Source organism: Fibrobacter sp. UWB10 (assembly GCF_900182935.1).
Taxonomy (GTDB): domain Bacteria; phylum Fibrobacterota; class Fibrobacteria; order Fibrobacterales; family Fibrobacteraceae; genus Fibrobacter; species Fibrobacter succinogenes_O.
The window spans coordinates 287,123-306,802 of record NZ_FXUE01000003.1; the positions used below are offsets into that span (position 1 = coordinate 287,123).

Annotated in this window: 13 protein-coding genes, 1 tRNA gene and 2 pseudogenes; 12 read left to right on the forward strand and 4 right to left on the reverse strand. The window is 52.6% G+C overall.

From position 1 onward, the window contains the following. Positions 1–137: 137 nt before the first annotated feature. The 12 genes and pseudogenes from QOL41_RS10025 to QOL41_RS10080 all read left to right on the forward strand — a co-directional run. Positions 138–1,751: pseudogene (locus tag QOL41_RS10025) on the forward strand (glycoside hydrolase family 11 protein); the annotation flags it as partial. 527 nt (positions 1,752–2,278) lie between these two features. Next, positions 2,279–3,556, forward strand: a pseudogene (locus QOL41_RS10030) (glycoside hydrolase family 11 protein); the annotation flags it as partial. A gap of 320 nt (positions 3,557–3,876) precedes the next feature. After that, positions 3,877–4,791 (forward strand): dTDP-4-dehydrorhamnose reductase, encoded by a 915-nt coding sequence (rfbD, locus tag QOL41_RS10035; protein WP_283429648.1) that lies wholly within the window; start codon positions 3,877–3,879, stop codon positions 4,789–4,791. Between the two features lie 2 nt (positions 4,792–4,793). Beyond that, the gene (locus QOL41_RS10040) at positions 4,794–4,934 is read left to right on the forward strand and encodes a hypothetical protein (protein WP_012820363.1); all 141 of its coding nucleotides are present in this window, start codon (positions 4,794–4,796) and stop codon (positions 4,932–4,934) included. Then, a complete protein-coding gene (hrpA, locus tag QOL41_RS10045; RefSeq protein ID WP_283429649.1) occupies positions 4,931–8,854 on the forward strand; it encodes an ATP-dependent RNA helicase HrpA in 3,924 nt (1,307 codons plus the stop codon). The genes QOL41_RS10040 and hrpA overlap by 4 nt, the downstream gene beginning before the upstream one ends. Positions 8,855–8,907: 53 nt before the next feature. Continuing rightward, positions 8,908–9,672 carry a Nif3-like dinuclear metal center hexameric protein gene (locus tag QOL41_RS10050; RefSeq protein WP_283429650.1) on the forward strand — a complete coding sequence of 255 codons (765 nt, stop codon included), beginning with the start codon at positions 8,908–8,910 and terminating at the stop codon, positions 9,670–9,672. Positions 9,673–9,841: 169 nt separating this feature from the next. Then, complete coding sequence (locus QOL41_RS10055; RefSeq protein WP_283429651.1) at positions 9,842–10,762, forward strand: M23 family metallopeptidase; 921 nt, start codon at positions 9,842–9,844, stop codon at positions 10,760–10,762. A gap of 136 nt (positions 10,763–10,898) precedes the next feature. Then, positions 10,899–11,657, forward strand: a complete 759-nt coding sequence (locus QOL41_RS10060) for a lamin tail domain-containing protein (RefSeq protein ID WP_283429652.1) — start codon at positions 10,899–10,901, stop codon at positions 11,655–11,657. Next, positions 11,657–12,415, forward strand: coding sequence for a hypothetical protein (locus tag QOL41_RS10065; RefSeq protein ID WP_283429653.1), 759 nt, complete (start codon positions 11,657–11,659; stop codon positions 12,413–12,415). Before QOL41_RS10060 ends, QOL41_RS10065 begins: the two co-directional genes overlap by 1 nt. Before the next feature lie 2 nt (positions 12,416–12,417). After that, a complete protein-coding gene (locus tag QOL41_RS10070) occupies positions 12,418–13,677 on the forward strand; it encodes a PAS domain-containing protein (protein ID WP_173652940.1) in 1,260 nt (419 codons plus the stop codon). Next, positions 13,674–14,120 carry a rhodanese-like domain-containing protein gene (locus QOL41_RS10075; RefSeq protein ID WP_283429654.1) on the forward strand — a complete coding sequence of 149 codons (447 nt, stop codon included), beginning with the start codon at positions 13,674–13,676 and terminating at the stop codon, positions 14,118–14,120. The genes QOL41_RS10070 and QOL41_RS10075 overlap by 4 nt, the downstream gene beginning before the upstream one ends. 50 nt (positions 14,121–14,170) lie before the next feature. Further along, complete coding sequence (locus QOL41_RS10080) at positions 14,171–15,460, forward strand: bifunctional diaminohydroxyphosphoribosylaminopyrimidine deaminase/5-amino-6-(5-phosphoribosylamino)uracil reductase (protein WP_283429655.1); 1,290 nt, start codon at positions 14,171–14,173, stop codon at positions 15,458–15,460. Here the strand turns inward: QOL41_RS10080 and QOL41_RS10085 are convergent. The 4 genes from QOL41_RS10085 to QOL41_RS10100 all read right to left on the reverse strand — a co-directional run bounded on the left by QOL41_RS10085 (position 15,457) and on the right by QOL41_RS10100 (position 19,647). Next, positions 15,457–16,431 (reverse strand): SufD family Fe-S cluster assembly protein, encoded by a 975-nt coding sequence (locus QOL41_RS10085; protein ID WP_283429656.1) that lies wholly within the window; start codon positions 16,429–16,431, stop codon positions 15,457–15,459. The two genes, QOL41_RS10080 and QOL41_RS10085, sit on opposite strands and share 4 nt — an antisense overlap. After that, the gene (gene sufC, locus QOL41_RS10090; protein WP_072799571.1) at positions 16,431–17,177 is read right to left on the reverse strand and encodes a Fe-S cluster assembly ATPase SufC; all 747 of its coding nucleotides are present in this window, start codon (positions 17,175–17,177) and stop codon (positions 16,431–16,433) included. Before sufC ends, QOL41_RS10085 begins: the two co-directional genes overlap by 1 nt. 103 nt (positions 17,178–17,280) lie before the next feature. Further along, complete coding sequence (gene dnaG, locus QOL41_RS10095; RefSeq protein WP_283429657.1) at positions 17,281–19,485, reverse strand: DNA primase; 2,205 nt, start codon at positions 19,483–19,485, stop codon at positions 17,281–17,283. An 88-nt stretch (positions 19,486–19,573) separates the two neighbouring features. Next, a tRNA-Met gene (locus QOL41_RS10100) sits at positions 19,574–19,647 on the reverse strand. Between the last annotated feature and the right edge of the window lie 33 nt (positions 19,648–19,680).

Here is a 19,680-nt window from a genome sequence, read left to right on the forward strand (position 1 = left end):
AAATTACGCCGGATTCGGCATTTTGTAAATCTTTTGCCGTTGTTTCTAGGAACAACGGCAATTCTTATATATAAAGTTGAATTAGATGGGGCCGGATATATTTTTGATGTTAGAGGATCTTTTGATAGGAGACTAAAATGAAAACTCTATTCAAATCTGGCGTCAAAGTTGGTTTGGCTTTGACCTTGGGTGTAGCCGGAGCTTATGCTCAGGACTTCTGCAGCAACGCTAAACATTCTGGCCAATCTGTGCAGATTTCTTCGAACAAAGTCGGTCAAATCGGTGATATCGGTTACGAACTTTGGGACGAAAACGGCCATGGCGGTAGCGCTACGTTCTATAGCGATGGTTCCATGGATTGTACCATTACGGGCGCCAAGGACTATCTCTGCCGTGCAGGTCTTTCCCTCGGCAGTAACAAGACCTATAAGGAGCTTGGCGGCGACATGATTGCCGAATTCAAGCTCGTGAAGACTCAGGCTCAAAATGTGGGTTACTCCTACATCGGTGTTTATGGCTGGATGGAAGGCGTTCCCGGAACTGCTAGTAACCTGGTCGAATACTATGTGATTGATAATACCCTCGCCAATGACATGCCGGGTAGCTGGATTGGTAACGAAAGAAAGGGTACCATTACGGTTGATGGCGGTACCTACACGGTTTACCGCAATACCCGTACGGGTCCGGCTATTAAGAATAGCGGCAACGTGACATTCTATCAGTATTTCAGCGTGCGTACTTCTCCGCGTGACTGCGGTTCCATCAATATTTCCGAACACATGAGACAGTGGGAAAAGATGGGCATGACCATGGGTAAGCTTTACGAAGCCAAGGTGCTTGGTGAAGCCGGTAACGTGAATGGCGAAGTCCGCAACGGTCGTATGGACTTCCCCCATGCCAAGGTCTATGTGTCTAATGGCAGCAGTGGTGGCGACACTCCGAAGTCTAGCTCTTCTGCTGCTGTAGCAAAGTCCAGCTCTTCTAAGGGTGGCAGCACTGTTTCTGGTAAGATTGACGCCTGTAAGGATAAGATGGGTCACGAAGGCAAGGAAACGAGGACCCAGGGCCAGAACAATTCGAGCGTGACGGGTAATGTCGGCAGCTCTCCGTACCACTATGAAATCTGGTACCAGGGCGGCAACAACTCCATGACGTTCTACGACAATGGTACTTACAAGGCCAGCTGGAACGGCACCAACGACTTCCTTGCCCGTGTCGGCTTCAAGTATGACGAAAAATCGACATACAGTGATGTTGGCCCCATCGATGCATACTTCAATTGGAGTAAGCAGGGTAATGCCGGTGGCTACAACTACATCGGTATCTATGGTTGGACGGTTGATCCGCTCGTAGAATACTACATCGTGGACGACTGGTTCAGCGAACCGGGTGCAAATCTTCTGGGTTCCAAGAAGGGTGAGTTCACGGTTGATGGCGCTACCTATGAAGTTTATCAGAACATGCGCTACAACGCCCCCTCTATCAAGGGTGACCAGACCTTCCCGCAGTTCTTCAGCAAGCGTAAGGGAGCTCGTTCTTGCGGCCATATCGATATTACCGCTCACTTCAAGAAGTGGGAAGAACTCGGCATGAAGATGGGTAAGATGTACGAAGCCAAGGTGCTCGTTGAAGCCGGTGGCGGTTCGGGTTCGTTCGACGTCTCCTACTTCAAGATGACCGACAAGAAGCATCCTCTTGAAGTTGCCGTGGAAGAATCCAGCTCTTCTGAAACTCCGAAGTCCAGTTCCAGCAAGGACGAAAAGAAGTCTAGCTCTAGCGAAAAGGTGAAGAGCTCTTCTAGCAAGGGTACTATCGGTATCGCTCCGGTGGAATTTGCAGTGCACGAAATCAGCGGCAAGTTCCAGGTACTCGACATGCAGGGCCGTTACTTGGGTAATGTGGAAGTGCAGGCCGGCAGCAACATGAAGGATGTGCTGTTCGCCAAGTTCCACAAGCCGGGTGTGTACATGGTCAAGCAGGGTAGCTTCCTGAACACGGTCAGGGTCAACCGCTAAGATTTTCCACAATCTTCAGGAAAATCCCGAAAAAAACTCCAAATTTTGTGGAAGAAGGCGCCTCACACACTGTTGTGGGGCGTTTTTTATATACACGAAAAGAATGCCGTATTTTGACGTAAAATTGGCTTTTTTGTGTAAAAATTGTGGATTTGGTGTTGTTTTTTACAACAACGCCATTTATATGGGGACTATTCCAAATTAGACCAAATGGATATAACTTTGGAATAGAGGTTGAACGGGATTTTCTTAAGGAGTATATTATGAAAACCAATCTTTTTGTTAAAACAGGCTTGGTGCTTGCCTTTGGGCTTGCAACCAGTGCTTTCGCTCAGACTGAAAGTTTCTGCAGCACCGCTGCACACTCGGGTCAGTCTGTGAAGGTCTCTTCGAACAAGACCGGTCAAATCGGTGATATCGGTTACGAACTTTGGGACGAAAACGGCTATGGTGGTGATGCAACCTTCTATAGCGACGGTTCCATGGAATGTAACATTTCCGGTGCTAAGGACTATCTCTGCCGCGCGGGTCTTTCCCTCGGCAGTAACAAGACTTACGATCAGCTTGATGGTGACATGATTGCCGAATTCAAGCTCATCAAGAACAATGCACAGAATGTGGGTTATTCCTACATCGGTATTTACGGCTGGATGGAAGGCGTTCCCGGAACGGCTAGCCAGTTGGTGGAATACTACGTGATTGACAATACCCTCGCCAATGATATGCCGGGTAGCTGGATTGGTAACGAAAGAAAGGGTACTATTAATGTTGACGGCGGTACCTATACGGTTTATCGTAACACTCGTACGGGTCCGGCTATTAAGAACTCCGGTAACGTCACGTTCTATCAGTATTTCAGCGTGCGTACTTCTCCGCGCGATTGCGGTACCATCAATATTTCCGAACACATGAGACAGTGGGAAAAGATGGGCCTGACCATGGGTAAGCTTTACGAAGCCAAGGTGCTCGGTGAAGCTGGTAACGTGAATGGTGAAGTTCGCAGCGGTCACATGGACTTCCCGCATGCTAGGGTTTATGTGGGTTCCTATGTTCCGCCTGAACCGCCGAAGCCGATCGAACGCAAGGCGTTTGGTGGTACCCCGGCTTCTATTCCGGGCACCATCGAAGCCGAAAACTTTGACGAAGGTAACCAGGATTCTACTTACGGTGGCTCTAGTGTTCCGAGCACTGCAGAAGGCATTGATGCATCCTATCGTGGCTCTGATTACAGCAATATCGGTATTGTTTCTAGCGGTACTGGCAAGGTTCTCGGTTACACGACTGCTGACCAGTGGATGGAATATACTGTGAATGTTGCTGAAGATGGCGAATACGATATCGTGGCTTCTGTTTCGAATGGTTCCGGTGCTGGCAAGTTGAACCTCGCTATCGATGGCAAGCAGATAGCTTCGCTCTCCTTCACGGGTACAAGCAACGATTGGGATGCCTATGAAGACGCTACCGGTAAGGCTACGCTCACCAAGGGTCAGCATGTTCTTCGCATCACGATTGCCAACGACAACACCAACGTTGACTACGTGAAGTTCAGCAAGGATGGTGGCGAACCGCTGGCTATCGCAGCTGACCTCCGTCTGAATGCAGCTGGCAAGACCTATCAGGTATTTGACATGCAGGGTCGCGCTCTCGGCAAGGTTGATGTTGCCGCCGGTGCTTCCATCGCTGACGCTCTCTTTGCTAAGTTCCAGCAGACCGGTGTCTATATGGTGAAGCAGGGTAGCAAGCTTAATCTGGTGCGTGTAACTCGCTAATACTTAACATCCAAATGCTCCTATATTGTGGATGAAAAGGCGCCCCGCAAATGCGGGGTGTTTTTCTATATTAGCGCAAAGAGGTATAAATCATGAAATTCTTTGTGACAGGTGTTGGTGGCCAGCTGGGTCACGATGTAATGAATGAACTTGCAAAGCGTGGGCACACGGGTGTGGGCTCCGATATGGCGCCTGCCTACAGCGGTGTCGCCGACGGTTCTGCTGTTACGACCATGCCTTACGTGCAGCTCGACATTACGGACTCTGTCGCCGTCGACAAGGCTCTTTCTGAAATCAAGCCCGATGCCGTGATTCACTGTGCCGCATGGACTGCTGTCGACATGGCCGAAGACGATGCCAACGTGGCGAAGGTCCGCGCGGTAAATGCCGGCGGTACGCAGAACATTGCCGATGCCTGCAAACGCCTCGGTTGCAAGATGACTTACATCAGCACCGACTACGTGTTCAACGGTCAGGGCACGGAGCCCTGGCAGCCCGATTGCAAGGATTACAAGCCTCTCAACGTTTACGGCCAGACCAAGCTCGAAGGCGAACTCGCTGTCGCCAATACGCTTTCCAAGTATTTCATCGTGCGAATCGCCTGGGTGTTCGGCCTGAACGGCAAGAATTTTATCAAGACCATGCTGAACGTGGGCAAGACTCACGATACCGTGCGCGTGGTGAATGACCAGATCGGTACGCCCACCTACACGTTGGACCTTTCGCGCCTGCTCATCGACATGAACGAAACCGAAAAGTACGGCTACTATCACGCCACCAACGAAGGCGGATTCATCAGCTGGTACGACTTTACCTGCGAAATCTACAAGCAGGCCGGCCTTTCTACCAAGGTGCTGCCGGTAACCACAGCTGAATATGGTCTGAGCAAGGCCGCGCGCCCCTTCAACAGCCGCCTCGACAAGAGCAAACTCGTTGCAAACGGCTTCAAGCCGCTCCCGACTTGGCAAGACGCCCTCGCTCGTTACCTCAAGGAAATCGGAGGCTAACGATGGAAGAAAAGAAAACTTACCGCGAAGTCATGCCGGGCGAGCTCCCGTGCGAAGTGCCGGAATGTGACGGCGTGATGGTCGTTGACCCCGATAACAGCTACAAGCTGACCTGCGACAAGTGCGGACATATTAAGGAATGAGTCTAAAAATCGACTACCCAGAGCTTCCCGTCGTTGAACATCGGGAAGAATTTTTTGAGATGCTCGAAAAGCATCAGGTGGTGATTGTTAAGGCAGACACCGGTTCTGGAAAGTCGACGCAGCTCCCGAAATTTTTGTTAGAGTGGTTCGCAAACTCGAGTGAGAAAACGCAATCATTCAAAATTGGCGTCACGGAGCCGAGGCGCTTGGCTGCAATCTCGATTGCGGACCGCTTGCGTGAAGAACTGAAAGACGAAACGCTTGTGAGTACCAAGATTCGTTTCTGGGAACAAGGCCAGAGCGATGCTCCCATCAAGGTCATGACCGATGGTATCTTGCTGCAGGAATTCCGCCGCGACAGACTCTTTCACCAGTATTCGGCGGTCGTGATTGACGAAGCGCATGAACGCTCGCTGAATATCGACATCTTGCTTGGCATTTTCAAGACGGTTTTGCAGGCCCGCCCTGAATTCAAACTGATTGTGGCCTCGGCAACGCTCGATGCCAAGCTTTTCGAAGAATTTTACGACAACAGTTGCGTGCTCGAAGCCGAGGGCCGCATGTACCCGGTCGACATCGAGTATTATTTTGATGCCGACGGCGGTGTGCTCGGTCGCGATATTTCGGGCAAGGGTGATTCGGGCCTGATTGAAGAAGCCCGCGACGCGATTTTGGATTTGGAATCTCGCCATCGCGACCATTTGCTGTGCTTCTTGCCGACCGAACGCGACATTCAAGATTTAGCGGGGGAGCTTGCGCACGAACTGGATAGCGCAACTTTCGACGTGCTCCCGCTTTTCGGACGCATGAGTCCCGAAGAACAGCGCCGCATTTTCAAGAATTCGGGCAAGACTCGTGTAGTGCTTGCCACAAACATTGCTGAAACTTCACTCACGATTCCGGGAATTGCCTACGTGGTCGATACGGGCATGGCCCGCATCTCGCGATACAATGCGCAGTCGAGAATCCAGGGGCTCCCGGTCGAAGAAATTTCGAAGGCGAGTGCCCGGCAGCGCACAGGGCGCGCGGGGCGCGTAAAGCCTGGCGTATGTATTCGACTTTATTCGCCGGAGAATTTCGAGAAGCGAGACGAGTTTACGGAGCCGGAAATCCGGCGCAGTAATCTCGCGAATGTCGTTTTGCAATTGCGCAGCCTCGGGCTGGAACTGGAAAATTTCCCGTTCCTGCAATCGCCGCCGCATTCGGCATTCCGCGGCGCGTACAAGACGCTTTTTGAACTCGGCGCGTTGACTGCGGACAATTCCAGCGGTCATGTGACTAAGCTTGGCCGCGAAATGACGCGGCTCCCGATGGACGTTTCGCTTTCGGCTGTACTTTTGCGGGCCCGAGAATCCGGCGTTTTGCAGCCGGCGCTCATCGTCTGCTCGGCCCTTAGCATTCAGGACCCGCGCGTTGTCCCCGGCGAAGAGCCGGAACGTACCCGAATCCGCCAGCTGCACCGCAAATTTGCGGGTCACAAAAGCGATTTTCTGACTTTTGTAAGCATGTGGAATGCCTTCTGCGCCGAATGGGATGGCAAATCTTGGAACAAGCTTCGCAAATTCTGCGACAAGTTCAGCATGCATTTCTTGCGTTGTCGCGAATGGATTGATTTGTATGACCAGTTCAGCCGCATTCTCGAAGTCAAGTTCGACAAGCGTGAATGCCCGCTCGACAGTTTCCATGCCGACAACTTGCACATTGCCCTTCTTTCCGGATTCCTTGGGGGCGTTGCTCGTCGCGATATCGAAAACGGTTGCTACCGCCTAGTGAGCGGGCGCGAAACCCATGTGTTCCCGGGCAGTGACCTTTACGGCAAGAGTGTGGAATGGCTCTTTAGTGCCGAAGTTCGCGAAACGAGCCGCATCTTCTTGAACAAGGGTGCCGAAATCAAGCCCGAATGGATTATGCAGGTGGCAGAACCGTTCTGCACACGCCGCTGGTTCATGCCGACCTGGAATCAGGAACGCGGATTTGTGGAAGCGGTCGAAGAAGTAAGCTTCAGGGGCCTTGTGATCAGTCGCGGGCACCGAGTGGATTACGCTCGCGTGAATCCGGACGAATGTGCCGAAATCTTTTGGCGCGAGGCTGTGGTGCTCGGGCAAATGGCACGCCCGTTTGCCTTCATGACCCACAACGAGCGCGTGGTCGAAGACTTGCACGGGCTCGAGGCTCGCAAACGCCAATTCGGGTTGGCCCCCAGCGAAGACGCCCTGGTCGATTACTACGTGCGCATTGCCCCGCGGGTCAATTCCATCAAAACGCTTAAGGACTACATTCGCGAACATACTGACCAGTTCCTGAAATTCGACGCCAAATTCTGGCTGGACCAGAACGAAACAGGTGTCAGCTACACAGATTCGGGTTTCAGCAATCGCGCCTTCGATGCCTTGGCGAAGGGTGACAAGAAAAAGGGCCCCAAGCCGCAGGAACCGCAGCTCGGCGGTTCCCTTGAACAGTTCCGAATCGAATGTCTCGACGGTTCTAGTCGCATGGTCGTGGGCGAGATGGTCTTTGATGCGACCAAGGAATATGACGGCATTACGCTGGACCTGCCTTATGACTTGATTCCGCAGCTGACGCCTGCGAAACTGGCGCTTTCCATTCACCAATGGCGCGAATGGATGATTGAATCCATCGTGCGCGAAATGCCCAAGGCCGCTAAAAAGCAACTCGAAAATCGCCGGACTTTCATTGACGATGCTTTCTGTGACCGCCTGAAGGCGGCTCCGCACAAGTCGCCCATGGTCTCGCTGTACGAAGTCTTTGCCGGAATCAAGCAACTCGATTGCGACATTCCGACCGTGACGCCCGAAAAGGAAAATCACCTGCGCTTGCATGCCAAGATTTTCAAGACTGGCTTCCCGGAGAAATTTGCCTGCGAGATTAATCCGGAATGGGGGAGTTTCAATTTGTTTGCTGCGGTCCGCCCGATTGTGGTGACCTTCGGCATCGATTTTGCGCTGGGCGACATGCGCTTTGGCTGGCGTCTCGGCGAATCGGCCCTCATGACTCCGGCAGAATCCGCCTTCTGGCAGAACTTCCGCAAGCGGGTGGAAGGTCGCGCAAATTCCTCGGTCGACGCAACCGCGTCCGAAGCCGCCGCGCAGGCCCTCATTACCGACCGCCTGAATCTGCTCGAAACCGGCGGACTCTATTCCGACGGATTCAAGACGGCCCTGAAGGCCTGGGTGCTCAAGTCGCTTGCCGCCGACAACCTGGATGCTAACCGTTGTGTGCGCTTTACCGGCCTGGAATTTTCCCGCGGCAAGAAAATCAACGATTTCAAGAATCTCGCTGCGACCTCGCGCAGCGAAGATGACGAGGTGCGCCTCGCCCTAGTGCGTGCGACTTACGAGTCGGCCCTGCTCGGCGCCGAATCCTTCGTTGCCTATTGGGACATTCTTCGCGAATTCTCGGTCGCCATGCGCCAAGGTGGCGACCACGCCCGCGACGCCATCGCCGCTTTGACCGCGAGCCACAAGTTTATCGCCAAAATCATCGCGCTTTATTCGCCCGATAGCCCAGAAAACACGCTTTTCGAGCGAATTTCCGCCCTCGCCGGCGCGCTCGCCTCCCAAATCAGCGCTCCTGACGGCCAGAACAGCCGTACTTCCGTCGTCACGCCTCAGTCTGCGGACCGCCCAGACCTTTCGGTCAAGTCCCTCCGCGAAAAGTTCCGGCCCTTCCTCAAGGCTCGCTTCATGAAGGACCACGAGCTCAAAAACGCTCGCGACCTGCTTTCGAAAATGGAACGCCTCTCGCAAGACGACCCCGAGTATCCGGAACTCTACCTGCAGGCCAGCGCCTTGCTCGAAAGTTTTGAAGTGCTCAAGTTTAAGCGCAAGGGCGACGATTCTGAAGAAGTAATCGAAGTCGATGCCCTCGCGAAACTCAAGGGCCGCTTCGGACGACTCTAGTTCCCGCGACTCCCGTGCCCGATATTTATATTTTAAGCAAAAAGAGGTCCCCGATGCAAATTTCCGAATTCTCGACATGGCTAGACAACCTGCTTGAACCCAAGCTCTTCAAGGATTATTGCGTCGACGGACTTTGCGTCGAAGCTTCCGACAAGGTCTGCCGAATCGTTACGGGGGTCTCTTTCCGCGACCGCTTGATCGATGCTGCCATCGAAAACAAGGCCGACTGCATTATCGTCCACCACCCGAATGGCTTTTGGAAGGGCGAAAATTGCAGGCTCGTGGGCAAGTTTGGCGAGCGCATGCGCCGCCTGATGCAGAACGGAATCTCGCTTTACGGCTTCCACCTGCCGCTTGACGGCCACATGGAAGTGGGGAATAACATCTTGATAGCCAACGCTTTCGGGCTCCAAAATGTGGAAGGGTTCCTGTGGGAAGGTGAACGCACCATCGGAGTCGTGGGCGAGTTTACCGAACCTGTTTCTAGCCAATCTTTCGTGGACCAGGCGAAAACGGTGTTTGAACATGGGGTGCAGCATGCCCTGATGTACGGAAAGTCTTCTATTAAGAAGGTGGCCGTTTGCAGTGGTTCGGCAGGTGCTCCTGCCATCGAAGAAGCAATCGCCCTCGGTTGCGACGCTTTCGTGACCGGCGAAATCAAGGAAGCCGTTCCTATCGCTTGCGAAGAACTCGGCTTTAACCTGCTCAGTTGCGGTCACCACCGTACCGAAATTTTCGGTGTTCGGGCCCTCGCCGCCAAAATTCAGGCCGAACTGGGTATCCCGGCCAAGTTCATCGATATCGATAACGAAGTGTAAAAAACGCCGTTTTTACAACTTTCGTAAAATTACTTTTTTGTTCCGTTTTTAACGGATTTTTGGCGATTTTAGCCCAAAAATGGCGTTTTTGGCATGAAAAGGCCGTTGAGTGTGCCACATCACACTATTTTACATTGCCACGAAAGACCTTTTTACTATCTTTTCGCCCGTGAATTTATACAAGACAACCATACACTTCCAGAACTCCTCGAAGTCGATGACCGTGCACATGCCGGTGTTCTTGTTCAAGGCATGGCCTGTGCTTCGTGTCTTCGTTGTGATTGGTGTATTGTTGTTTATCGTCCAGATGGTCTCGACCACGATTTACGATGGCGTCCTGAACCACCAGTTGAACGAACGCCAGAAGCTCGACAAGGAAATGTCCCAGATTCAGGGGACCCTCGACTACCTGTCGAACACCACGGCTTCTTTCTTCTCCGACGAAAACCGCCTTTACGCAAGCTTTGGACTGCCGACCCAGGACAAGGGTTCCCGCGAACTCGGTACCGGAGGTTCTGTAAGCCCGAACTCCCTTTTGCTTCGCAAGACATCTCCGGTTTACGAACGCATGTCCATTTTGAATGAAACTGCCGAACGTATCCAGGGCAAGCTTGCGAACAACGACTCGTCTTTCCGTACTCTGAACAAGTTCATGGACCAGAAGCATTACATGTGGCGCTTCATTCCGTCCATTTCTCCGACTAACGGTCGCTACGCTTCCGCTTTCGGCCCCCGTATCCATCCGGTGACGGGTGAAGTCGGCAAGATGCACCAGGGTGTGGATATTGCAAACGAACGCTGGACCCCGATTTACGCCCCTGCCGATGGCGTGGTGGAAGTTGCCCAGCTGAGTTCGACCTTCGGTAACTTTGTCACGATTGACCACGGAAACGGCATTAAGACACGCTACGGTCACATGCAGCTGTCTATTGTGCAGCCGGATCAGTATGTGCATCGTTACCAGGTGATTGGTTATATGGGTAACACCGGCCGCTCTGTGGGTCCGCACCTCCATTACGAGGTCTGGGTTCATAATAGCCCTGTTAACCCGCTTGCCTATATGTTGCCCAACGAATATACCGTTGACTAACGGTGTCTGGGTAACGCCCTGCTCCTAAAATATGGCGCCGCTTGTCGGCTAAGAGCAGTAACCCCTTAGGGGTCCCATGAATCCATTTGGCGCATGTCTGCGTCTAACCGCGTTATTTGTCGCGCTTTTTGTAGGCGTGGCGTTTTCTGATATTCCAAAACTCTACTTTACCGAGGTGCACCATTGCCCCGCGGAGCCCGAACCGGAATGGGTCGAAGTCTACAACGCCTCCGACTCTCCGCAACCTCTCGAAGAATTCCGCTTTTGCAACCGGGCCAAGAATTGGCTTACGGGCAAAAACAAGCACGACTCGATTGCTCCGTTCGAAACCGTGCTTCTCACCCGCGATACGCTCCTGTTGCGCGAATACCTCGGGTTTAAGGATGTACGCCTGATTCAGTATGCCATGGGCTACCTGAACAACACGGCGGGCTCGCTTGCCATTTGCAAGGGTGACTCCATTATCGATAGCGTTGCCTGGGACAAGTCGATCGTAACCTGCCCCTCGGGGTTTAACCCGCGCACCGGCAGGGCCGAAAACACGCCGGGCTACCAAAGCGCTCGTGACTCGGACCGGAGCATTCTTTGGGGTGGGTCCGCAGACAAAGGCGAGAAAACGCAATCGGGCAACCAGGCTCCCTTTACATTCCGGCTATCGACGCGCTTGGTGCGAGTAAACAAGACTCCGCTTCGGGTTTATGTCGAAAGTGAATTCCCGGTCGCACTTCGGCTGCTAGATTCGGCCGGCCGCGAGCAGTGGAAAACAACCGTGCCAGCGCATTCCAACGCTTGGGTCAATGTGCCGCTTGACCGCCTTGTGGGTATAGGCGCTGCCTATATCGCACTCGCTTCGGGCCGCTATGAGCAATTGGTCGGATTTTTGGTGAGGCCGTAATGCGAAGGCTGATTCTTTTGATTGCTTGGCTAGCATGTATCGCTTGCGCCAAGGATTTTTTGCTGATGGAAAATCTTATGGAAAATCCGGCACAGGTGGCTGACCCGGGCTTTGAAGTCGCCTACGCCCAGGTGCCAGCGGTCTCGCTCTCGGTGGTGGGGGTAGGCGGCGAATTCGGATGGGGGCGCTCCGGCGACTATGACCGCTACCGCCTCGCTTTTTCGGGCTCGTACCTCGAAATGGATTCTTTGTACAGGCAAGTTTATTCGGAATGGGATTTCTCGGTAGCAAGTCTTTCGAAAGATTGTGTGGGCTTTGTCGCGGGAGTCGGCTACGGGCTTTCTATCGACTGGGTGCCAAAAGGGGATGACTTTGCGGGTGAATCGTGGACCAGCAATCGTTACAAGGCGGGGGCTACTTTGGTCAGAAGTCCGCTGTCGCTTTCGGCGATGTTGTCTCTTTTGAATCACGATTCGTATTTTGAATTTGATTATGCGTTGGCTCTTCGCTTTGAAGGCTCGCGCATTGGGGCGTTTGTTGAATTCGATGGTAAATCGCTCAATGTGGGTGATTACCTGAAGTTTGAGCATTTCGCAATTTATTCGGTATACCGGTTTCCGGACTTTGCCATGTCGGTCTCGATTGTGTTTTCGATTGGGAACTGGAACTTTTCGGGGGCGTACGGCAATGCCGGCTCATTATGGGATTGGTTTGGCTTTTCTATCTCTAAATCCATAAGAAAAAAGACTATATTATAAATATGCAGGTATCTGTAAGTATTCTCATTGCTGTATCCTTTTTCTGTTTGTTGGTCATAACAGCATTTGTGATATCTGTTCTCTTGATTAGGGATTTGCTGAGCAAGCAAAAGATTTATTCCATTTTTGCAAGCTATCTTAGCGACTTTTTGGTGATTGTCTCTAAAGAAGGGCGTTTGATCGATGCTACCCCGACCTATATTTCGGACCCGCTTTATAATTCCATTTTGCGCCAGAGGTCTTTTAAGAAGATTTTTTCGGCTTCGGAGTACAAGCGCTTTTTGGAATACGTCAAAGGCCTGGATGCTTATCCCGACATTCCGTTTGTGTTTTCGCAAGACGTGGGGGACGGTATCAACTGGTACGAAATTCGTGCAAGTATGCAAAAGCAGGGGGCCGATGTCCACATGGTGCTTTTGCTCACGAACGTGACTTTGGACGTGGAATCGAGAACCCAGCGTGACGAATTGAAAGAAAAGGTCGACATGCTTTTGCAGAATACGGGCGACTTTTTGTGGTCGATGGATGTCGATACCCGTACGTTTACCTTCTTGACTCCGCTCGTAGACGACGAAGGTCGTGCGATTCCGAGAACGCAGGGCGTTCAGGATATTCGAGCGATGATGCCCGATGACGACTACGCCTTCTTTGACAAGCACTTGAACGCGCGCATTGTGGAATTCCGTGCCACGGGTCAGAATTCCAGCGAAAATCACGGGGTGCGTCTGCGCTTGCTGGGTGAAAACGGCAAGTTGGACTGGTATGCGTTCTGTGGTCGCCTTTATACCGAAGAAAACGCCAAAATCGTATTCCGCGGTACGGCGCGTCGTTTGGACATGCACCTTGAAAATTCGATGGTCGAAGGTTCCGGCGTGAGTGAAGCGACTCAGGTTTCAGCCCTTGCGTTCCCGGATATTCGCATGTTCTGGATTGATAGAGACTATAAGGTTTGTGGCTGTAACCAGGCGTTTTCGCTTGCGTTCGGTAGCCCGAATCCCGAAGAAATCGAAGGTAAGCGCTTGCTTGAAGTGGTTCGCCCCCGGTATTTCACGCTGTTCCATGGAGTTCTTTCAGAAGTTTTCGAAAAGGGACTTTCTAAATCTTGGAAAGGTCCTTTCGGTGTGGGAAAGCGTCTTTTGTGGTTCAATGCAGTACCTCTCAAACGCGATGACGGATACACGTATCGCGTGTTGGGCGTGTATTTGCAGTTGGACGAAAACGATTTTAATTCAGTAAATAACGTTCTTATGGAGAAAAAATGAAAAAGTTAATGATACTTGCTGTGGCCTCGATGTTCATTTTCGCAGGTTGTGAAGAAAAGAAGGCCGAAGAAGTGAAGGTGGAAGCAAAGCCGGTTGCTGAACAGCCTGCTGCAAAGCCTGCTCCGGCTCCGTCTGATGCGGCGGTGCGTGCCGGTATCCAGTCTGTTGATTGGGCCAAGGCGATCGAAATGAATGCCAACGGTGGTATTTACGTGGATGTGCGTAATGCTGCAGAATTGAACGAAGGCTATGCTCCGTATGCAGTGAACATTCCGCTGGGTGAACTGAGAAACCGTTTCGGCGAACTTCCGAAGGACAAGGACTTGCTGATTTACTGCCGTTCTGGCCGTCGTAGCGAAGCTGCCTCCAAGTTCCTGATGGACCAGGGCTACACCCGCGTGTATAACGTCCTCGGAGGCTTCAACGCATTCCCGAAGAAGTAAGCCTGTTGCCCTCGTCATCCCGGCGAAGGCCGGGATCAGCAATCTTGAATATGAATTATTTACAGCTAGCGTTTGAGACCTCACTCTTCTCGGTCGGGATTAGCCGACCGAATCCTGCCGTGGGCGCCGTTGTCGTTAAAGACGGAATCGTCGTCGGGAAGGGGCGTACACAGCGCCCTGGGAATGCTCATGCCGAGGTGATGGCGCTGCGTGACGCGGGCGAACTCGCCCGCGGGGCGGCCATCTATGTAACGCTGGAACCTTGCTGCCATTATGGCCGCACGCCCCCCTGCACAAAGGCAATCATCGATGCTGGCATCAAAGAAGTCTACTTCGCGCATGCCGACCCGAATCCGGTGGTGCGCGGCAAGAGCCGAGCCATTCTCGAAGAAGCTGGAATCAAGGTCTTTGAAGGCCAGGATGCTTGCGAGCGTGCTATTGTTGAAAGTGGCTGGGATGATTCTTGCTCCCATGACGGCTGCAAGGTGCTTTCAGAAAATTCAACAGTCATGGGGGAGCCGGAGACTCGCGCCGAGGCGCTTGCCGAAGCTCGCATGGTCTTTCACGAAATCGAACGATTCTTCGAAGCGTATGACTATTTCGTGCGCAACAAGGCGACTTTTGTAGAATTAAAATCCGCCATTTCGCAAGAAGGCTACATGGGGGCGGTTGTAGGTGGCGGTGCAAAGGGTGCTGCGTGCAATGCGTCGCTTAAGATCACCGCTCAAGGCGCCAATTGCTGGAATCATGAACTTCGCGCCATGAGCGATGCAATCCTGGTGGGCGCAGGCACCGTACTTGCCGACAACCCTTCGCTCGATGTCCGTTTTGCCCAAGGGAACAATCCTGTCAAAATCATCTGGGCCGGGCATCATGAATTTACCGCAGCCGAAGTGGCTACCCTTCGCATATTCCAGGCGCCTGTAGAAGAAGGCAAGGCTCCCATTGTCTTTACATGCGTGCCGCAGCCCGCGCTTGAAAAAAATCTTGAGAAATTAAAGAATGTGGGGGCAGCGCCGGCTGCTGAAAATTTCGCAGTTGAAGTCGTCGCTTTAAGTAATGCGTCCTTCGTTGCCAACTGGCACGAGATGCATGCGAATCTCTCCGCCCGCGGCATGCACCGCCTCATGGTAGAACCTGGCGCTCGTCTTGCTGATGAAATTTTTAAATGCGGTCTCTGGAATCGCCTCGATTTATGGCAATCTTCCGACCCCGCGGTCGATCGTGCGCTTGAATCCAGCGGCGCCGACGGCTTAACTTATCCCGAACTTCCCACAGCCCTCGTCGCCCGCGAATCCTTCATGCTCGGGCCCGACGTGTTGACTGTGTACTCGCGCTAGAGCGCCTGCATCAAGCGTTTCTTCGCGGCCCCATCAGGCAATTCCAGGAACAATTCCTTCGCAAATGCCTTAGTCAGCATTTCGCGGGCCTTGTCAGCCGGAATTCCGCGGCTTGTCAAATAGAACATCTGATCCTTGTCGAGTTCGCCCACGGTATTGCCGTGCGTACATTCCACGTCATCGTGGTAAATCTTGAGCACCGGCTTCACGGAAACGCTGGGGCCGTCGCTTAAGAGAATCGTATTCACCAACTGGCTCGAATTCACTTGGCTGCAATTGTTACCAACGACCACTTGGCCGTCGTAGCTGGCGTAAGCGTTTTCGTCGAGAATGTTGCGCACGAACTGCGTGCTCACCGTGCTGGGAGCGTTGTGCAAAATCGTCAGGCGTTGGTGCTTAGAGGCTGTACCCTTCAGAATATTCAAACTGCGGTAATCGAAGTTTGCTCCTTCGCCGTTCAGTTCCACGTGGGCGCTAATACGGCCAATGCCGCTGTCTTGCAAAACGTTTGCGAAATGCACCGTCGAATTCGCGGCCTGCTTGATGTCGAAATGCCTAAAGGTCAAAGGCAAGTCGTTAGTGGGGTTCGCAAAAAAGATTTCGAGTTCGGCGCCTTCAGCGACATTGATATCGAAGCGTTCCGCGCAAATTTCATGCATCACCTTGTTGTCAAGGATTTCAATGCTAGCCTTTGCGTTCTTGCCGATGTTCAAAACCGTGCGACCGAAGTCGTTGTTGCACTTGAGCATCGCCATTTCGTTTTCGCCGTCATCAATAGTCTTCACGAGCTGGCGGGCGTTGCAGGCAATCGGCAAAAGGGCGGCAAAGTCGTCTTCGCTTGCGAAGTCTTCGTCACAAGTGCATTCACTCGGGAATTCAGGAGCCTGAATCTTGTTGACCGGGAAAAACGTCCACAATTCGTTATTGCGACGCGGCATTCCCAATTGTTTAATGCGGGTAATGGCGTCCATTAGTTTTCCTCAATCCAGTCGTAACCTTGTTCTTCGAGCTTGAGGGCGAGTTCCGGACCGCCCGAAAGAATAATCTTGCCGTGGCGCAGCACATGCACGTAAGTCGGCTTGATGTAGTCCAGAAGTCTCTGGTAGTGCGTCACCAGAATCACGGCCTTTTCGGGCGACATAATCTGGTTGATGCCATGAGCCACAATGCGGAGAGCGTCAATGTCGAGACCCGAGTCCGTTTCGTCGAGGAACGATACCTTCGGATCCAAAATAGCCATCTGCAGAATTTCGTTGCGCTTCTTTTCGCCACCGCTAAAGCCGTCGTTCACGCCGCGGTCACGGTAACGGTCATCCATTTCGAGCATGGCCATCTTTTCTTCGCAGAGTTTCTTGAAGTCTGCATCGGCGAGCGGTTCGAGCCCGAGGTAGGCGCGCTTGGAGTTGAGCGCCATCTGCAAGAATTCCACGTTGTTCACGCCCGGAATTTCGGTCGGATACTGCGTGCTGATGAACAGGCCGGAATTGGCGCGGTCGCAAATTTCCATCGAAAGCAGGTCCTTGCCATCGAGCGTCACGGAGCCGTCATTCACGGTGTAGGCGGGGTGGCCTGCAATCACCTTCGAAAGCGTACTTTTGCCGGAACCGTTGGGGCCCATAATGGCATGGACTTCGCCCGGTTTGACTTCCAGATTGATACCCTTCAAAATTTGGGTTCCGTCTTCGATACTAGCTTTCAGGTTCTTGATGGACAGCATAATTCCTCCGGCGCTATTGCGCTAGAACATTTTTTTACGGCTCAAATTTAGAAAAACTTGCGGCCTGTGTCTTATCAATTTTTTTTATAATCAGATGAACAGATTACCCGAAGTCATCAAAGTCATTGCCCATGTTGTCGTCACCGCCGTAAGAATATTCTTCGTCGTCTTCGGGCGGCGGGGGCTCAAAGCCCTCGGGCGGTTCGTCGGTTGGCATTTGCTCTTCGGAATAATTTTCAGGCGCAAATTCAGCAGGGGGTTGCGGCACATTTTCTGCAAATGTAGGGGCACTCGGTTGCGAGTACTGCGGTGCAGGGGCTGCTTGGACAGGTGCAGTCTGAACCGGTGCGGGCGTTGCCTGAATGGAGGTCGGTGTAATCACGGTTGGTGCCGCAGGCATCGGGGCGCCCTGAATCACCGACTGGAACAGTATCAGCTGAGTCTTGCTGCGTACCACTTGATCGGCGAAGGCGTCAATCGTAATCTTTTCGGCGTTGAACAGGGCGTTCAACTTTTGCATGCCCTGCGTAAACTTGGACATCTGCATGCGCGTTTCAACCGCTTCGTTGCTGGTCAGCGGAATCATGTGCTTTTGTCTGTCGCAAAGCTTGGTCGAAAATACGGTTAGCGTCTGGTAAAATTCGATGATTTCTTGCGGAGTCTTCCACTTTTCTTCGGGCAAGCCTTCCAAAAAGAGCCTGAGCGTGGGCGATACATTTTCGTACATTAGCTGCGGCGAAACTGCGCCAGTTTCGGCGTAAAGCGCAATGGCTGAATTCACGAATTCTTCGACCACCGGAGATTCAAACATGCGGACTCCGCTTGCGGCCCAGTCCATGTCAAAGTATTCCAGCGCGCGGTCCATCAGCGTCGGGTTTCGAAGCACCAAGTTCGCAAAACGGATTTCCATGGGCGGAATGCTTGCCCAGTCAAGCGATGCGGCCTGCTCTAGTTGCGGAATCACTTCAGGTGCGCCGGGGGCGGCGTTTACTGCCATCGGTCGGCGTTCTTCGGGGCCTTTTTGCGGCTTCAAGCTTTTTACTTGAGCCAAGGAACGGCTCGTATTGAATCGTTCCGCAATCAGCTTCACATACTGGTTTTGAAGTTCGCGGTCGGTAATGCTTTTTACAAGCGACTTGGTGTAAGTCACAAAGCGGGCGCGTTCTTCGGGGCTTTGCATGTCGTGCTGGCGAGCCAAATAAGAAAGCCAGTCTTCGGAATCTCGCAAAGCGGCGCGGAATGCGTCGGCACCGCGTTCGTTCACAAAGTTGTCGGGGTCAATCTTGGTGCCATCGGGGCGCGAAAGCGCAAACACTCGAGGTGCAATTCCCTTGGGCAAGACAATTTCCAAACTTCTGAGGGTAGCCTTCTGGCCGGCAGCGTCACCGTCGAATACCAGGTAGGCGGTGTTGGCGTATCGGGCAAGAATGCTCGCGTGTGTTTCGGTCAAAGCCGTTCCCGAGGCTGCCACCACGTTCGTGACGCCGCCTTGATACAGGCTAATCATGTCGAAGTAGCCTTCTACGATAATCACCGCATTTTCTTTTGCAATGCTTTGACGGCTCTGGTGCAAACCGAATAGAATATCGCTCTTGTGGTACAGCGCCGATTCCGGGCTGTTCATGTACTTGGCGTGGCTCTTTCCGGAGAGGTCGCGGCCACCGAAGGCGACAATCACGCCCGAAAGGTTCTGAATTGCAATCATTAAGCGATCGCGGAACTTATCCGAGATTCCGCCATTTTCTTTTTCGACAGCGAGCCCCGCCTTAACGCAGTCCAGCGGCGAAAAACCATTCTTGACCGCATACCCGATAAAGCCTTCGCGACCTTCCGGTGCGTAACCGATGTGGAATAGCTTGCGGGTTTCGTCGGTAATGTGGCGGCTGGCAAGATACTGGAGTGCCTTGGGAGAAAGGGCGAGTTGCTGCTCGAACCATTGGCAGGCAAGTTCGTTCAGCCTGCGGACCATGGCGCGTTCTTCAGTCTTTTCGCTGTCTTCGGGGGCGCCTAGCTGGGGGAGTGCAAAACCGGTAAAGTTTGCGACCCATTCCACGGCCCCCTTAAAATCCATTTTTTCGTGTTCTTGCACGAATTTGAAAACGTCACCGCCTGCTCCACAAGCAAAGCATTTATAAATTCCCAAGCTTGGGTTGACGTTCATGGAAGGACTTCTGTCATCATGAAAGGGGCAGACACCCAAGTAGCGGCCATTTCCGGAACGTTTCAGCGGAACAAAATTCTCAATGACCAACGCAATATCTGCGTGGGCTTTGAGTTGCTGAATGATTTCGTTAGAATAGAACGCCACGCCCCAAATTTAGCAAGAAAACGCCGTCAAAATTTTGACAGAAACATAAAAAAAGAATCCGTTCTTGAAGAACCGGATTCTTTTTTAGTAGCGGGGGCAGGACTTGAACGCTGCGACCTTCGGGTTATGAGCCCGACGAGCTACCAACTGCTCCACCCCGCGTCGAGGTTGCACCATATATAGTAAATTTTTATA

Excerpts from the sequence above, each read along its gene's own strand:
- QOL41_RS10070 (WP_173652940.1), top strand. The coding sequence starts at position 12,418 with ATGCAGGTATCTGTAAGTATTCTCATTGCTGTATCCTTTTTCTGTTTG.
- QOL41_RS10065 (WP_283429653.1), top strand. The coding sequence starts at position 11,657 with ATGCGAAGGCTGATTCTTTTGATTGCTTGGCTAGCATGTATCGCTTGC.
- QOL41_RS10040 (WP_012820363.1), top strand. The coding sequence starts at position 4,794 with ATGGAAGAAAAGAAAACTTACCGCGAAGTCATGCCGGGCGAGCTCCCG.
- hrpA (WP_283429649.1), top strand. The coding sequence starts at position 4,931 with ATGAGTCTAAAAATCGACTACCCAGAGCTTCCCGTCGTTGAACATCGG.
- QOL41_RS10080 (WP_283429655.1), top strand. The coding sequence starts at position 14,171 with ATGAATTATTTACAGCTAGCGTTTGAGACCTCACTCTTCTCGGTCGGG.
- QOL41_RS10075 (WP_283429654.1), top strand. The coding sequence starts at position 13,674 with ATGAAAAAGTTAATGATACTTGCTGTGGCCTCGATGTTCATTTTCGCA.
- rfbD (WP_283429648.1), top strand. The coding sequence starts at position 3,877 with ATGAAATTCTTTGTGACAGGTGTTGGTGGCCAGCTGGGTCACGATGTA.
- sufC (WP_072799571.1), bottom strand. The coding sequence starts at position 17,177 with ATGCTGTCCATCAAGAACCTGAAAGCTAGTATCGAAGACGGAACCCAA.
- QOL41_RS10050 (WP_283429650.1), top strand. The coding sequence starts at position 8,908 with ATGCAAATTTCCGAATTCTCGACATGGCTAGACAACCTGCTTGAACCC.
- QOL41_RS10085 (WP_283429656.1), bottom strand. The coding sequence starts at position 16,431 with ATGGACGCCATTACCCGCATTAAACAATTGGGAATGCCGCGTCGCAAT.